The 16,548-nt window shown below is 32.8% G+C and carries 14 protein-coding genes and 1 tRNA gene; 13 read left to right on the top strand and 2 right to left on the bottom strand.

Annotated elements, in window-relative coordinates; translation table 11 throughout:
- Positions 1 to 283 precede the first annotated feature (283 nt).
- From H0I23_RS11420 to H0I23_RS11390, 7 genes are all read left to right on the top strand, one after another.
- Entirely contained in the window at positions 284 to 1,510 is a 1,227-nt protein-coding gene (locus H0I23_RS11420; protein WP_216783430.1) for a Glu/Leu/Phe/Val dehydrogenase dimerization domain-containing protein, read from the top strand.
- A 13-nt stretch (positions 1,511 to 1,523) separates the two neighbouring features.
- Positions 1,524 to 2,864, top strand: coding sequence for a sodium:proton antiporter NhaD (gene nhaD, locus H0I23_RS11415; RefSeq protein WP_216783429.1), 1,341 nt, complete (start codon positions 1,524 to 1,526; stop codon positions 2,862 to 2,864).
- A 48-nt stretch (positions 2,865 to 2,912) separates the two neighbouring features.
- Positions 2,913 to 3,605, top strand: a complete 693-nt coding sequence (locus H0I23_RS11410; RefSeq protein ID WP_216783428.1) for a MotA/TolQ/ExbB proton channel family protein — start codon at positions 2,913 to 2,915, stop codon at positions 3,603 to 3,605.
- 10 nt (positions 3,606 to 3,615) lie between these two features.
- Positions 3,616 to 4,002 carry a biopolymer transporter ExbD gene (locus H0I23_RS11405; protein ID WP_216783427.1) on the top strand — a complete coding sequence of 129 codons (387 nt, stop codon included), beginning with the start codon at positions 3,616 to 3,618 and terminating at the stop codon, positions 4,000 to 4,002.
- On the top strand, positions 4,002 to 4,889 hold the full coding sequence (locus H0I23_RS11400) for an energy transducer TonB (RefSeq protein WP_216783426.1): 888 nt from the start codon (positions 4,002 to 4,004) through the stop codon (positions 4,887 to 4,889). The genes H0I23_RS11405 and H0I23_RS11400 overlap by 1 nt, the downstream gene beginning before the upstream one ends.
- Positions 4,890 to 4,892: 3 nt before the next feature.
- Entirely contained in the window at positions 4,893 to 6,104 is a 1,212-nt protein-coding gene (locus H0I23_RS11395) for a folylpolyglutamate synthase/dihydrofolate synthase family protein (RefSeq protein ID WP_216783425.1), read from the top strand.
- Positions 6,105 to 6,184: 80 nt separating this feature from the next.
- A tRNA-Val gene (locus H0I23_RS11390) sits at positions 6,185 to 6,259 on the top strand.
- A gap of 385 nt (positions 6,260 to 6,644) precedes the next feature.
- On the opposite strand, the gene murF is transcribed toward H0I23_RS11390, so the two are convergent.
- Positions 6,645 to 7,919, bottom strand: coding sequence for a UDP-N-acetylmuramoyl-tripeptide--D-alanyl-D-alanine ligase (gene murF, locus H0I23_RS11385; RefSeq protein ID WP_216783424.1), 1,275 nt, complete (start codon positions 7,917 to 7,919; stop codon positions 6,645 to 6,647).
- Positions 7,920 to 7,987: 68 nt separating this feature from the next.
- Complete coding sequence (gldJ, locus tag H0I23_RS11380) at positions 7,988 to 9,646, bottom strand: gliding motility lipoprotein GldJ (protein WP_216783423.1); 1,659 nt, start codon at positions 9,644 to 9,646, stop codon at positions 7,988 to 7,990.
- A 438-nt stretch (positions 9,647 to 10,084) separates the two neighbouring features.
- On the opposite strand from gldJ, the gene porV reads away from it, so the two are divergent.
- The 6 genes from porV to H0I23_RS11350 all read left to right on the top strand — a co-directional run bounded on the left by porV (position 10,085) and on the right by H0I23_RS11350 (position 16,514).
- Positions 10,085 to 11,233: a type IX secretion system outer membrane channel protein PorV gene (gene porV / locus H0I23_RS11375; RefSeq protein WP_216783422.1), complete on the top strand. Its 1,149-nt coding sequence runs from the start codon at positions 10,085 to 10,087 to the stop codon at positions 11,231 to 11,233.
- 136 nt (positions 11,234 to 11,369) lie between these two features.
- A complete protein-coding gene (gene cdd / locus H0I23_RS11370; RefSeq protein WP_254073596.1) occupies positions 11,370 to 11,852 on the top strand; it encodes a cytidine deaminase in 483 nt (160 codons plus the stop codon).
- Between the two features lie 195 nt (positions 11,853 to 12,047).
- Positions 12,048 to 13,046: a pyruvate dehydrogenase (acetyl-transferring) E1 component subunit alpha gene (gene pdhA, locus H0I23_RS11365; RefSeq protein ID WP_216783421.1), complete on the top strand. Its 999-nt coding sequence runs from the start codon at positions 12,048 to 12,050 to the stop codon at positions 13,044 to 13,046.
- Between the two features lie 4 nt (positions 13,047 to 13,050).
- Positions 13,051 to 14,670 carry a pyruvate dehydrogenase complex dihydrolipoamide acetyltransferase gene (locus H0I23_RS11360; protein WP_216783420.1) on the top strand — a complete coding sequence of 540 codons (1,620 nt, stop codon included), beginning with the start codon at positions 13,051 to 13,053 and terminating at the stop codon, positions 14,668 to 14,670.
- A gap of 114 nt (positions 14,671 to 14,784) precedes the next feature.
- Entirely contained in the window at positions 14,785 to 15,825 is a 1,041-nt protein-coding gene (locus H0I23_RS11355) for a M20/M25/M40 family metallo-hydrolase (RefSeq protein WP_216783419.1), read from the top strand.
- Between the two features lie 8 nt (positions 15,826 to 15,833).
- Entirely contained in the window at positions 15,834 to 16,514 is a 681-nt protein-coding gene (locus tag H0I23_RS11350) for an SDR family oxidoreductase (protein WP_216783418.1), read from the top strand.
- Positions 16,515 to 16,548: the final 34 nt, after the last annotated feature.

Here is a 16,548-nt window from a genome sequence, read left to right as displayed (position 1 = left end):
TTAATATTATTTTATTTTTAATTTAAAGGGGGTAGTTTAGGGAATTGTGTAAATGTCATTGATAATAATCTTATTATTAATAATCTGAGTTTACTTTATTAATTAAAGGCTTTTTTTCTACTCATAATTTTTATATTTGCTAATAATTATCATTTAATTGATTTTAAAAATTCAGATATGAGACAGCACTAACCCTAGGGGGTTTTGTTCATAAGTATTACTTCAAAAAAAATACATGAATTAGTCATGTCAATATTATGCTGTTTTTAAAATTAAAATATAAATGAAAAATTTACTAAAAATATACGAAAATAAACCTGCAGAAATAGTATTTAACTGGAAAGATTCAGAAACAGAAGCTGAAGGTTGGACGGTTATTAACTCATTAAGAGGTGGTGCAGCAGGTGGAGGTACTAGAATGCGTGAAGGTTTAGACGTAAACGAGGTGTTGTCTCTGGCAAAAACTATGGAAGTTAAGTTTACAGTATCTGGCCCGCCAATAGGTGGTGCTAAATCTGGTATAAACTTCGATCCAAATGACCCTAGGAAAAAAGGAGTTTTAGAAAGATGGTATAATGCTGTTGCTCCTTTATTGAAAAGCTACTATGGTACTGGGGGAGATTTAAATGTAGATGAGATACATGAGGTAATTCCTATTACAGAAGACGCTGGAGTGTGGCATCCTCAAGAAGGAGTTTTTAATGGACATTTTAAGCCTACTGAAGCTGATAAAATTAACAGAATTGGGCAGTTAAGGCTTGGTGTTGTAAAGGTTTTAGAAGGAAGTAACTTTTCTCCAGATACTTCTCGGAAGTACACTGTTGCAGATATGATAACTGGTTATGGCGTTGCAGAAGCTGTAAAACATTATTATGAAATTTATGGAGGTTCTGTAAAAGGCAAAAGGGCTATAGTGCAAGGTTTTGGTAATGTTGGAGCCGCAGCTGCTTTTTATTTATCTAAAATGGGGGCTTCTATCGTAGGAATTATTGATAGAGCAGGTGGTGTAATTAATGAAGAAGGTTTTTCTTTTGATGAAATAGTTGCCTTTTATAGAAATAAAGATGGAAATACATTAGTGGCAGATAATATGCTTTCTTTTGAGGAGATAAATAATAAAATATGGGATCTTCAAACAGAAATTTTTGCTCCTTGTGCTGCTTCAAGATTGATTACTAAAGAACAAATTTCTAGAATGATAGATTCTGGTTTAGAGGTGATAACTTGTGGTGCAAATGTTCCATTTGCAGACAAAGAAATTTTCTTTGGTCCTATAATGGAGTACACGGATGAAAAGGTGAGTTTGATTCCTGATTTTATTTCAAACTGTGGAATGGCTCGTGTTTTTGCTTACTTTATGGAAGGAAGAGTGCCAATGGATGATGAATTAATATTTAATGACACCTCTACTACAATAAAAAAAGCAATTTTAAATATCTTTGAGCAAAACAAAACAAAGCAAAATATAAGTAAAACAGCTTTTGAAATAGCTTTAAAACAATTAATATAACTAACTTAACTTTATGGAAACTATTATTATTATTGTCTTTCTTGCCGGGTACCTGGCTATCACTTTAGAGCATAATCTAAAAATAGACAAACTTATACCAGCATTAGCAATGATGGCTATACTTTGGGCTATAATTGCATTATCTCATATGGATGTTTTTGAGGTAAATACAGCACTTAGAGAATTAGAGCCTACTCATATAGAAGAAATACTGCTGCATCATTTAGGTAAAACAGCAGAAATCTTATTCTTTTTATTGGGTGCAATGACAATTGTTGAAATAATTGATTATTTCGATGGTTTTGCCACTATAAAAGGCTTTATAAAAACAAAAAGTAAAACAAGACTCTTATGGCTTTTTTCAATCTTAGCTTTTATTCTTTCTGCAATTATAGATAACCTTACGGCTACTATTGTATTGATTACTATTTTGCAAAAAGTTATAAGAGAAAGAGAAACTAGATTATGGTTTGCGGGTATTATCATTATTGCAGCGAATGCAGGTGGTGCTTGGTCTCCAATCGGAGATGTAACAACGACAATGCTTTGGATTGCGAATAAAGTATCAGCATTACAGTTAGTAGAACATGTATTAATCCCATCAATTGTGTGTATGGTTATACCTGTGTTTGTAGCTAGTAAGTTTAAGGTTTTTAAAGGTAAAATTGAAGGAGAATTAGAGGAAGAAGAAGTTGTTCCGAAATCTAAATATGGAGCAATAATGTTGTATTTAGGTCTTGGTGCAATCGTATTTGTTCCAATTTTTAAAACAGTTACTCATTTACCTCCTTATGTAGGTATGATGTTATCATTAGCAGTTGTTGCAACATTTGCTGAAATATATAGTAATTCTAAATTTAATATTACAAATGTAGATGGTGGAGAAAGTGAAGCTGCAGGTCATCATAGCCCAGTTCATCATTCTTTATCTAAAATTGAGTTGCCAAGTATTTTATTTTTCTTTGGTATCTTATTAGCTGTTGCTGCAATGGAGTCTCTAGGTATTTTGTTTCATGCTGCAGGAAGTTTAAATGAAGCAATTCCTAATACTGATATTGTAGTAATGTTATTTGGTGTTGGTTCAGCTGTGATTGATAATGTTCCTTTGGTTGCTGCAAGTTTAGGTATGTTTTCTGAAGGTATGGATGCTCCATTATGGCACTTTATAGCATATTCAGCTGGTACAGGTGGTAGTATGTTAATAATTGGTTCTGCTGCGGGTGTTGTTGCAATGGGAATGGAAAAAATAGATTTCTTCTGGTATTTAAAGAATATTGCATGGTTAGCTTTAATTGGGTTTTTAGCTGGTGCAGGTACTTTTGTATTGTTGAGAGATTTTGTGTTAAACGCATAATTTAATTTCCAAAAGAACGTTATAAAGGCAACTTAAATAAAATAGTATATGTTATTGTTTCAAGATCTTGTAGATGAAACTCAAATTGGTGAAGTTATTTCTGAAGAGAAAACGCTTTCCGTAATAGATTTAATCATTAATGGTGGTACAGGTAGTATTATTATTATATCAGTATTATTTGTAATGCTTTTTGTTGCCTTGTATATTTATTTTGAGCGTGTTTTTGCTATTAAAGCGGCTTCTAAGATTGATAAAAATTTTATGAATCAAATTAGGGATCACGTTACTAATGGTAAATTGGATGCAGCAAAAATTCTTTGTGCTCAAACAGATTCTCCTGTAGCTAGGTTAACTGAAAAAGGAATATCTCGTATAGGTAAGCCATTAGAGGATATTAATAAAGCAATTGAGAATGCAGGAACATTAGAAGTGTATAAGCTAGAGAAAAACGTAAGTATTTTAGCTACAGTTGCGGGTGCGGCACCAATGATTGGTTTTTTGGGTACTGTAATTGGTATGATTTTAGCTTTTCATGAAATGGCATCAAGTGGAGGCCAGGCAGAAATGGGATCTTTGGCATCGGGTATTTATACTGCAATGACGACTACTGTGGCAGGTTTGATAGTTGGTATTATAGCTTATATTGGTTATAATCACCTAGTGAACCGTACAGATAAAGTTGTGCATAAAATGGAGGCTAATGCAGTTGATTTTATGGATTTGTTGAATGAACCTCTTTAATTTCTAATTTATGAAACTAAAAGGTAGAAATAAAGTAAGCCCAGACTTTAGTATGTCTTCAATGACAGATATTGTCTTTTTATTGTTAGTGTTTTTTATGCTGACATCTAACTCTCCTAATGCATTAGATTTATTATTGCCAAAAGCAAAAGGAAAGTCGACAAGCTCTCAAAATGTATCTGTAAGTATAAATAAGAATTTAGAGTACTTCGTAAATAACGAAAGAATTAACGGAGAATACATTGAAATTGAATTAAAAAAAGCACTAAAAGGTCAAGAGAAACCAACTATTATTCTAAGAGCCGAAGAAAGCGTAGCTATTAAAGAAGCAGTTAATGTTATGGATATAGCTAACAAGAATAATTTTAAAGTTATTTTGGCTGTGCGACCTAATTAATGTCGTTACTAGATACAAAACACAAGAAGAAATCACTTACACTTACAACAATATTGTTAAGTGCACTCTTGGTGTTGCTTTTTTATATCGGACTTACATCTTTAGATCCTCCAGAAGAAAATGGAATTGCTATAAATTTTGGTACTACTGATTTTGGTAGCGGTAAAGTGCAGCCAACAGAGAAAATAAAGTCAGAGCCTTTAGATAAACCAATTACACCTCCTGTAGAGCAAGAAAAAGTGGAAGAAGTAGTTCCTGAGGCGGAATCCCCAAAAGAGCAGCCTTCTGAGAAAATTATTACGCAAGAAAGTGAAGAGTCTGTGGTTATAAAACAACAGAAAGAAGCTAAGCGTAAAGCTGATGCTGCAGCAAAAGCAGCTAAAGAAGCGGCTGATAAAGTAGAAAAAGATAAGCAGGAAGCAAAAGAGAAAGCCCAAAGAGAGCAAGATGCTAAACGCAAAAAGCTTGATGAAATGATGGGTGGTCTCAATAAATCTGATGGATCATCATCTGGTGGTGAAGGCAATGATTCGAAATCGGGAGATAAAGGTAGTCCAGATGGTAATCCTTATGCTACTAGTTATTATGGGGCTCCAGGTTCAGGAAGTGGAACTAAGGGATATGGATTGAATGGCAGGTCATTGGCAGGCAATAGTTCTGTAAAGCCAGACTGTAATGAAGAAGGTAGGGTTGTTGTTAAAATTTTTGTAGATAGAAATGGTCGAGTTATCGATGCTATTCCTGGAGTAAAAGGTACAACGAATACGGATCCTTGTTTAATGGGGCCGGCAAAAGCAACTGCAAATTCTCATACATGGAAACCAGATCCTAATGCGCCAAGCCAACAAGTAGGTTTTGTAGTAGTAGATTTTAAAGTTCGAGAATAATACATGACTTATAATGAGGTTTTAAATTGGATGTTTGTTCAACTTCCAATGTATCAACAAAAAGGTAAAATCGCACATTCTGGAAAGTTAGATGGTATTTTATCATTATCTAAGTATCTTAAAAATCCTGAAAATAAATTTAAAAGCATTCATGTAGCGGGAACTAATGGGAAAGGTTCTAGTAGTCACATGTTGGCTTCAATTCTGCAAGAGGCTGGTTATAAAGTCGGCTTATATACATCTCCACATTTAAAAGATTTCCGAGAACGTATTAAAATTAATGGAAACTGTATCGATGAAAATAAAGTAGTAAGCTTTATAGAAGATAATATAGTGTACTTAAAAGAGAATAAACTGTCTTTTTTTGAAATGACAGTGGGTATGGCTTTTGATTTTTTCGCAAAGGAAAAGGTTGATATTGCTATTGTAGAAGTTGGTTTAGGAGGGCGTTTAGATTCTACAAATATTATAACTCCAGAAGTTTCTTTAATAACAAACATAGGTTTCGATCATGTAGATTTGTTGGGTGATACGCTAGAGAAAATTGCAGTAGAAAAAGGTGGAATTATAAAAGACAATATTCCTGTTGTAATTAGTGAGACGCAAAAGGAGACCTCTTCAGTGTTTAGAGAAATTGCTGAAAATAAAAATGCTTCAATAGTTTTTGCAGACAGTGAAACTATAGAAAATTATAAAACCTCTTTATTAGGGAGTTATCAGGTTAAGAATGTAAAAGGAGTACTTTGTGTTGTAAAACAATTAAAGTCCTTTAAAATATCATCTAATAACATTCAGCAAGGTCTTTTAAAGGTTGTTGAAAATACTGGGTTGCTTGGGCGTTGGCAGATTTTATCTGATAAGCCAATGGTGGTTTGTGATACGGCACATAATTCTGAGGGGTTAAAAATTGTAATTGAGCAAATCAATAACCAACAGTTTGAGAATTTGCATATAGTGATGGGTTTTGTAAAAGACAAAGATTTAGACATTGTTTTACCTCTTTTGCCTAAAAACGCAAAATATTATTTGTGTAAACCTGATATTGACCGTGGTTTAGATGTTGAAGTATTAAGAAGTAGATTTTTAAACTTCGGACTTAAAATTGACTCTTATTTATCTGTAAATAAAGCGTTTAATGCGGCTATTGAAAATGCAAGTAAAGAAGATTTTGTTTTTGTGGGAGGAAGCAATTTTGTAATTGCAGAAATTATTTAAAATTTTTTCTTTTTTTCTTTTGAGAATTAAAAAACTGTTCTATATTTGCACTCGCTTAGCGAAACAATGTTAAGCAAATCGGGCTCTTAGCTCAGTTGGTTTAGAGCACCTGCCTTACAAGCAGGGGGTCACTGGTTCGAATCCAGTAGGGCCCACAGTAATTAAAAACCCTTCAAGAAATTGAAGGGTTTTTTTGTTTTCTATACTATTGCGTTTTCTTTCAAATTCTAATTTGAATTAAATCAAAATTTTAATGAACTTTAATTAAGGTAAAGTGCACTTAGTGGAATAGTTGTCGTCGCTTGTGATGTTCTTATTGTTGGCTTTTCAAAAATAAGTGCGTTTTAGCTTTAATGGTGGCTTTTGGTGGGCTTTTGATTAATGGTGGCGGAATAATGTTTTTAACTTTAAATCAGTTGTTGATTTTGTTGTATATCACTTTTTAATATTATTGCTAATTAGTAAAGCTGTAAATTTTTGGTTTGACATATATCCATTCAGAATTTAGAAAATAGGTAATTTCTGAATGGATTTCTGGTTTTACAATAAGTCTAAGATTCTTTCTAGGGCCATTCCTCTAGATCCTTTTATCAGAATAGTGCTTTTTTCGATTTTATTATGTTTAAGGTGTTCTCTTAATTCGTCAAAAGATGTGTAGATTTTGTTATTCGTATTTGTGTTTGAGAAATTTTCACCTATTAAAAAAGTAATATCAAAATTCATAGAAAAAGCTAAGTCGGCTATATTTTGGTGTTCTTTTTTAGCAGTGTTTCCAAGCTCGAACATATCACCTAAAAATGCTATTTTATGTTCGGCTTTAAGGTTTTTTAAGTTATCTAAGGCAACTTGCATGCTGCTAGGGTTTGCATTGTAAGCATCTAAAATAATTTTATTTCCGTTTTTTTCAATTATTTGTGACCTATTGTTTGAAGGAATATAACTTTCTATTCCTTTTTTTATTTCAGATATAGTAATGTTGAAATATTTCCCCATTGTAATAGCTGCACAACAGTTGATAAAATTATAAGCGCCTATAAGTTTGGTGGTAATTAATATGTTGTCAAATTCAATTTCAACAAAAGGATTGGCATCGATTAGTTTTATTTGATAGAATTTGGAATCGATTTGACTAAACCCGTACTTTTTTATATAACTATTTAATTTTTCAAATTGAATGGCGTCATCAGCATTAAAAAATATTTGTTTGTCATTATTAATTAAAAATTCATAAAGTTCACTTTTTCCTTCTATCACGCCTTCTTCGCTTCCAAATCCTTCTAAGTGTGCTTTTCCAAAATTTGTGATATAGCCAAAATCAGGTTCAGCTATACTGCTCAAAAATTCAATTTCTTTTTTATGGTTAGCGCCCATTTCTATAATTGCAATTTCAGTATCTTCTTTTATGGTTAACAGGCTTAGTGGTACGCCAATATGATTGTTTAAATTACCGACTGTTGCTATTGTTTTGTATGTTGTTGATAGCACTGAGTTGATTAGTTCTTTTGTAGTAGTTTTTCCATTACTGCCAGTTAGGCCAATAACTTTTGCGTTTGAATAATTTCTATGGTAATTGGCTAGCTTTTGTAGTGTTTCTAGTGTGTTAGAAACTAATATGGTATTGTTGTTAGTGGCGTACTCTTCTTCGTCGACAATAGCAAAAGAAGCTCCGCCTTCTATAGCTTTATTTGCGTAAGAATTACCGTTGAAATTATCGCCCTTTAAAGCAAAAAAAATACAATTTTCAGATATTTTTCTAGTATCTGTGCATATTATAGGGAACTGTAAAAACAGTTTGTGTAGCTTTTCTATTTTCATGAAACTAAAGTATAAAAAAAGTCCTGATGGTTACATCAGGACTTTTAAGAATTTTGTGTTTTAAGCTATTATTTAGCTTTTTTACCTCTAACAGTTTTATTTTTTGTTTTTGATTTAGAACCAACTCTAGACATTGCGCATCTAAAACCAATATAATCTGTTGCCATATATTGTGGTAGGTATCTACGTTGTGCAGGATCTAACCAGTATGCTCTGTCTCTCCAAGAACCACCTTTAAAAACTCTTACTTCATTATTTATAAGTGTTGTTCTGTAATTTGATTCATCGTATTGACGAACAACTGTTCCGGCAGAATCACGTTCAACTTTATGGTTAGGAGAATTGTACATTTTCTTCTTTTCATCTCCGTCTTCGTCATCATTAAATTTGTCATAAAATCTTGATGATCCGGCATCGCCATCTCTATAGCCTCTGTTGTCACTTGAAGAGAAGTTTGTTCTCAAATAAGTTTCTTGCTCATCAACAGCTACCATTTTAATTTCTCCAGGTAAGTTTACTGCTACTATTTTTCCGTTAGGTAAAGTATCGTAAACGATAGAGTCTCTAATAACATTTACTTTACCATCTTCTCCGATAGCGGTTTTCATGTAAACATTTCCTCTATAGTAGTTAAAATCACTTACTTCGTCATCAACCATTGGTCTATAAACATCAGCTGTCCATTCAGCAACATTCCCAGCCATATCGTATAAGCCTAAATCATTAGGTTTGTATGATTTTACTTCGGCAGTAATATCAGCACCATCATCAGACCAACCTGCAATTCCGCCATAATCACCTTTTCCTTGTTTGAAATTGGCTAATTGATCTCCACGACCAACACGTTGTCCGTTTCTAGTGTAATCACCTTCCCAAGGATATTTTTTTCTACCTCTGTAGTTATTGTATTCTCTTGATCCTACTTGAGCAGCAGCTGCATATTCCCATTCAGTTTCGGTAGGTAGTCTGTATTCAGGTAAAATGATACCTGTACTACGTGAAGCAAAATTAGAAATAGAATCTTTTTTCATTTTACCTTGTAATGAATCTATTTGACCATTATAAACAGATTCTGGTCTGTTCAAATAAGCTTCAGTACTAAAAGTACCTTCGGCTTCACTATTTAAAGCTTTGTATTTAGCCTCACTAGATAGGTAACCTTCTCTTTCTAGCATAATTTCATTAACACGGTCTGTTCTCCATTCTGCAAATTGTACAGCTTGAATCCAATTTACACCAACAACAGGGTATTCTGCGTATGCTGGGTGACGTAAATAGTTATTTGTCATAGTTTCGTTGAAACCTAAACGGTTTCTCCATACTAATGTGTCAGGTAAAGCACCTGTGTAAATATTTGCGTAACGAGGATCTTCAGGAGGGTAAACCTTTTTAAGGAAATCTAAATATTCTAAATACATAGAATTAGTTACCTCGGTTTCGTCCATGTAAAAAGACTGAACGTGTTGTTGTGTAGGCGTGTTGTTCCAATCATGCATCACATCATCTTGCACTTTACCCTTGGTAAAAGTACCACCTTCAACGAATACTAGACCAGGAGCAGTTTCTTGCTCTTTATAATCTGTATTGTGCTGAAAACCACCTTCCTTTGCATTTATTTTCCAACCTGTAGCTCTAGATGTGTTTTTAGAAGAAGAGTTTTTACAACTACTTACACTACTTGCTATAACAGCACAAGAGAGTACAACTTTGATGAATTGTTTTTTCATAATTAGGACTTGAGTTCAATAAAATCAACTACATTAATGTAGTTTGGTAAATCAATATTTTTGGTTTGCAATTATTGCTTTCGGCTTTAAGAACGATGTTTTCTTTAGAATATTTTATGAAAAGTAAATTATTTAAAGAAAATTAATTTTTCGGCTTAATAGTAATTACACCATTTATAACGCAGCAAAGTTAGTATTAGTATTTTGTTTTTTCTTTTTATTAGTTAATTATTATTGTGATTCAATTAATAAGGTATATAGTAATAAATTTAAGGAAGTGTTATAGTCTTATTTTTTAAATAAATATCATTTTTTTTATCTTCTTAGATAAGTTTTTTAGAATACAGGCGTTAGTTATATGATTGAATGTATAGTTTAGTTTTCATTACATTTAAGTTAACAATAGAACCTATATTTTAAATTGATAGAAATTCAAAAATGAAAAAAGCAATTTTAGTCTCTTTTTTGTTAAGCATTGCAAATGTGTTTGCTCAAGATAATGATAGAGTTATTTCGACGGGGGTACCCTTTTTAACAATCGCAGCAGATGCTAGAGCATCTGGTATGGGAGATATGGGTGTGGCTACATCAGTTGATGCATATTCTCAACAATGGAACCCTGCTAAATTTGCTTTTGCAGAGCATAAAATGGGCATTGCGGTAAGTTATACACCTTATTTAGAAAGTATAATTACAGATATAGCATTGTTAAATGCAAATTTTTATAATAAGATTGATGATAGAAGTGCTTTTGCGGCAAGTATTAGATATTTTACGTTAGGAGAAATACAATTACGTCAAAATTTTGAAGACAACCCTCGAATTGTGAAGCCAAATGAATTTGCAATTGATGGTTCTTATTCGCTAAAACTTAGTGAAACATTTTCAATGGGAGTAGCGGGGCGTTTTATTAGTTCTAACCTTAAATTTCAAGACCAAGCGAATACAGACTCTCAGGCAGCAAATGCGTTTGCGGTAGATGTTGCCGGTTATTATAGGTCTAGAGAAGTTGCTTATAATAATTTTGATGGTAGATGGAGGGCTGGATTTAATATATCTAATTTAGGAAATAAGATTTCTTATGATCAAGGAGGACAAGAGAATTTTTTACCAACGAATTTAAAGTTTGGTGGTGGATTTGACTTTATACTTGATGGAGATAATACAATAGCAGTAAGTACTGAATTTAATAAATTGTTAGTGCCAACGCCTCAAGATTTTAATAATGATGGAGATGTTAATGGAGATGATGCACAAGAATACCAGAGTATAGGTTTCTTAGAAGGTGTTTTTAAATCTTTTAATGATGCTCCTGGAGGTTTTTCAGAAGAGATTAAAGAAGTTACATGGGCTTTAGGTGCTGAATATAGATACCAAAATGCTTTTATGTTAAGGGCGGGTTACTTTAACGAAAGTGAAGAGAAAGGATCTAGAAAATTTATGTCTGTTGGAGCGGGTTTTAAATTTAAGGCAACACAAATAGATCTTTCTTATTTGTTTTCATCTTCTAAAATTCAAAACCCATTAGAAAATACACTTCGTTTTTCTCTAACATTTAATTTCGGAGAAGAGTTTTTTAACGATTAAGTGCTAATATACATATTAAGAAAATCCAAATTAAAACTATGTAGTTTTGGTTTGGATTTTTTAGTTTTCATCAATTAACATTTTAAATAGTTGTAAAAGTTAGATTTGTTGACTTATATTTAATTAAAAATAAAATTTGAAAAAGCATAAATTAGTAATTGATTATAGTGTATATCCATCTTGTAAAGCTTTAGATGCTGAAGATTTGGAGTTGATGATATCGGCAGTAGAGGCTCGTAAAAATGCATATGCCCCATATTCAAATTTTCAGGTTGGAGCAGCTGTTCTTTTAGAGAACGGAGAAGTTGTTATTGGTAGTAATCAAGAGAATGCAGCGTACCCTTCTGGACTTTGTGCAGAAAGAGTTGCAATATATCATGCAAGTGCAAAATACCCTAACGTGATTATAAAGGCTGTGGCAATTTCAGCAACATCAAAAAATTATGTGGTTGATTCGCCAGCAGCACCTTGTGGAAATTGTAGACAATCTATGATTGAGTATGAGCAAAAGCAAAAACTACCTATCAAAATTTTATTAATGGGAGAAAAAGGAGAGGTTTTAAAAATAGATTCTTTGTTAGATATTCTTCCTTTAGCATTCAATAGCTCATTTTTATAAATTGAAAAACCAGAAATAGGGTCTTTTTTTTGCATTTTTTTCACTTTATGATCAATATTCGTGTATTTTCTATTTGCGGTTAAGCTTTTTGTTTAATTTTTTTCACCTATTGATTTATATGTGTATTTTTGCTTTTCAATTTTTGTTCCTAAAGTTGAGTAGAAATAATTATAGTTCTATAAAAATTCGCATTTAATGGAGAAAATCACAAAAGAAGTCTACCTAAAATGGTATGAAGATATGTTGTTCTGGAGAAAATTCGAGGACAAATTAGCAGCCGTTTACATACAACAAAAAGTTAGAGGATTTTTACATCTTTATAATGGTCAAGAAGCTGTTTTAGCAGGAGCTCTTCATGCTATGGATCTTTCTAAAGATAAAATGATTACAGCTTACAGGAACCATGTACAGCCGATAGGTATGGGTGTGGATCCAAAAAGAGTAATGGCTGAGTTATTCGGAAAAGTAACAGGTACTTCAAAAGGTATGGGAGGGTCAATGCACATCTTTTCTAAAGAACATCGTTTTTATGGCGGTCATGGTATCGTTGGTGGTCAAATTCCTTTAGGTGCAGGTTTAGCTTTTGCTGATAAATACAAAAAAAGTGATGCTGTCACTTTATGTTATATGGGTGATGGTGCTGTAAGACAGGGTTCTTTACATGAGTCATTCAATTTAGCGATGTTATGGCAATTACCAGTTGTTTTTGTTTGTGAAAATAACGGTTATGCTATGGGAACATCTGTAGCAAGAACTTCGTATTCAACTGATATTTGGAAATTAGGTTTGGGGTATGAAATGCCTTGTGGACCAGTAGATGGTATGGATCCAGTTACTGTTGCTAAAGAAATGAGTAAAGCTATCGAAAGAGCAAGAAGTGGTGGCGGACCAACTTTCTTAGAAATGAAAACATATAGATATAGAGGCCACTCTATGTCTGATGCACAACATTACAGAACTAAGGACGAAGTAGAAGAATACAAGAAAATTGATCCTATCAGTCAAGTATTAGAAGTGATTAAGGACAAGAAATATGCATCTGATGATGAAATTGATGCGATAGGCAAAAAAATCAAAGCATTAGTTTCTGAATGTGAGAAATTTGCAGAAGAGTCAGATTATCCACCAGTAAGCCAAATGTATGATATGGTTTACGATCAAGAAGATTATCCATTTTTACAACATAAATTATAGTTAGATGGCAATAGTAATAAATATGCCGAGACTTAGCGATACCATGGAAGAAGGTACAGTTGCTAAGTGGTTAAAGCAAGTAGGTGACAAAATTGAAGAAGGTGATATTTTAGCTGAAATCGAAACAGATAAGGCTACAATGGAGTTTGAATCTTTTGATGAAGGAACATTACTTCATATAGGAATTCAGGAAGGCGATGGTGCTCCTGTTGATACTTTATTAGCTATTATTGGTGAAAAAGGAGAAGATATTTCGGATTTAATAAACGGTTCAGGAGCAGCTGAGGCTGATAAGTCAGAAGAAGTTAAAGAAGAAAATACAGCAGTTGAAGAAGTTTCAAATGAAGAATCTTCAGAAGCAGCTGATATTCCAGAAGGTGTTGAAATTATTAAAATGCCTAGACTTAGTGATACTATGGAAGAAGGTACTGTAGCTTCTTGGTTGAAAAAAGTAGGTGATAAAGTTGAAGAAGGAGATATACTTGCTGAGATAGAAACAGATAAAGCTACAATGGAGTTTGAGTCTTTCTATTCAGGCACATTATTATATATAGGTACTCAAGAAGGAGAATCTTCACCTGTTGATGTTATTTTGGCAATTATAGGGCCAGAAGGTACTGATGTTGATAGTCTTTTAAAATCTAAACCATCTGCTCCGAAAAAGGAAAGTGCTCCTAAAGCAGAAGCTAAGAAGGAAGAGGCTAAAAAAGAAACTGTGTCAAGTCCAAATGCTGCCCCGGTAGTAAGCGATGGTCAGCGTGTTTTTGCTTCACCTTTAGCTAAAAAAATAGCTTCAGAAAAAGGAGTTGATTTAGCAAAAGTAGCTGGATCAGGAGATAATGGAAGAATAGTAAAGAAGGATATTGAAAATTATACACCTTCTGCAGCTCCATCAAAAGCAGCTTCTAATTCTGCAACACCAGTAAATGTTGCCGTAGGAGAGGAAAGCTTTGAAGAAGTTAAGAACAACCAAATGCGTAAGGTTATTGCTAAACGTTTAGGTGAATCGAAATTTACTGCACCACATTACTACCTAAATATTGAGGTAGATATGAGTAATGCAATGCAATCTAGAGTTCAAATAAATAGCTTGCCAGAGACTAAAGTATCATTTAATGATATGGTAGTAAAGGCATGTGCAATGGCTCTGAAAAAACATCCACAAGTAAACACTACTTGGAGTGCTGATTCAACACGTTTTAATCATCATATTCATGTAGGTGTAGCTGTAGCAGTTGAAGATGGGCTTGTAGTTCCTGTTTTGAAATTTGCAGATCAAATGGGGCTTTCTCAAATAGGAGGTTCTGTTAGAGAATTAGCAGGTAAAGCAAGAAATAAAAAGTTAACTCCAGCAGAAATGGATGGAAGTACTTTTACGGTTTCTAACTTAGGAATGTTTGGAATAGAAAGTTTTACTTCTATTATTAATCAGCCAAACTCTGCAATACTTTCAGTAGGTGCCATTATAGAAAAACCTGTTGTTAAAGATGGTCAGATTGTAGTAGGTAATACAATGAAACTTACTTTAGCATTAGATCACAGAACTGTAGATGGGGCAACTGGAGCTCAATTTTTACAAACGTTGAGGTCTTATATAGAAAACCCAGTTACAATGCTTGCTTAGTTAATAAGTAGTTTTTAAATATTATACTAAAGCATCCCATTTATTTGGGATGCTTTTTTTTATCTTTAAATCCGAGATAAAATAATATTTAATTTAAAAGTAAATAACATATAAATGAAAAAAATTAGCGTAATTATTTTTGGAATCCTTTTTACATACAGCTGTAAAGCTCCTAAAATAGTAGAAACAAACCCTGATAATATTGAAGCTGTAACACCTGTTTCTGAAACGGTTAATGTAGAGGAGGAAGTTATTGAGGAGAAAAGTAGAAAAGCAATTCCAACAACATCGTTTTCAAAAAGTAAAGATGTAGGTGATATTATAAGTTTTTTATCTTCTGATGATTTAAAAGGTAGAGAAGCTGGTAGTGAGGGAATTGAGATAGCTGCTAATTATATTGAAGATATTTTTAAGGAAAACGGTGTTAAGCCTTATTTTGAATATTATAAAGACACTATATCAAATTATGAGAAACCTGCATATAATGTGGTTGGTGTATTAGAGGGTATAGATGCTTCTTTGAAAAATGAAATTGTTGTTATTGGTGCGCACTATGATCATATAGGTTTAATTGCTCCTAAGAATGGAGATGCTATAGCAAATGGAGCGAATGATAATGCCTCTGGGACAACTACAGTTTTAGAGCTTGCTCGTTATTTTGCGACTACAAAAAATAATAAGAGAACTATTGTATTTGCTTTATTTACAGCAGAAGAAAAAGGTCTTTTGGGATCTAAGGATTTAGCGAAAAGACTGAAAGAAAGAAATATAAACTTATATACTATGCTTAATTTTGAAATGGTTGGTGTTGCCTTACAAAATAAAGATTACTTTATGTATGTTACAGGGTATGAAAATTCAAACTTAGCACAAGTGGCAAATGATTATTCTGGAGAGAAATTGATTGGTTTTTTGCCATCTGCAAAAAAAATGAATTTATTTAAACGGTCTGATAATTATGCATTTTATGAAGAGTTTAGTGTGCCTTCTCAGACATTTTGCACATTTGATTTTACAAATTTCAACCATTATCATGGTGTTGATGACGAAGCAGAATTGATGGATTTTAATCATATGGCAACTGTAGTAAACAAATCAATACCAATGGTTACTGGTATTGTAAATGCAACAACAAAAGAAATTAAGTTCAATTAAGGTTACCAATGGCAAATATTATAATTACAGGTTCAAGTAGGGGAATAGGATTTGAAATGGCTAAGCTTTTTGCAGATGCTGATCATCAAGTTTTAGCATTGTCTAGAAATGATAAGCCTATTTCCGATTTAAAACATCTTAATATCACTTCCTTTCCCTTTGATCTATCCGATGAAAAAGATTTAGATAAACTAGAAAAATTTATTAAAGACTCATGGGAACAAGTTGATGTTCTTATTAATAATGCAGGTAAGCTTTTAAATAAACCCTTTTTAGATATTACATCATCAGAATTTGAAGAGGTGTATAAGGTGAATGTTTTTGGTGTAGCGAGCGTAACTAAGATTGTAGTGCCTAAAATGGCTAAAACAGGTCATGTTATAACAATTAGTTCAATGGGTGGAGTGCAAGGAAGTCTTAAATTTCCTGGTTTAGCAGCATATAGTTCTAGTAAGGCAGCTGTAATTACATTAACTGAATTATGGGCAGAAGAGTTTAAAGAATCGGGTCCTTCATTTAATGTTTTAGCTCTTGGAGCGGTACAGACAGAAATGTTAGAAGAAGCTTTTCCGGGTTATCAAGCGCCAACGACAGCTTTAGAAATGGCTAATTATATTAAAGAATTTGCTTTAACGGGTAATGTGTTGTTTAATGGAAAATTAATACAGGTTAGTAATAGCACACCATAAAATAGCTGTTTAATTTTTTGATATTTATCTTATT

Origin of the sequence: Cellulophaga sp. HaHaR_3_176 (genome assembly GCF_019021925.1) — a bacterium.
GTDB lineage: Bacteria > Bacteroidota > Bacteroidia > Flavobacteriales > Flavobacteriaceae > Cellulophaga.
Note: the sequence above shows the minus strand (reverse complement) of the source record. Positions and strands in the feature narration are given on the sequence as shown.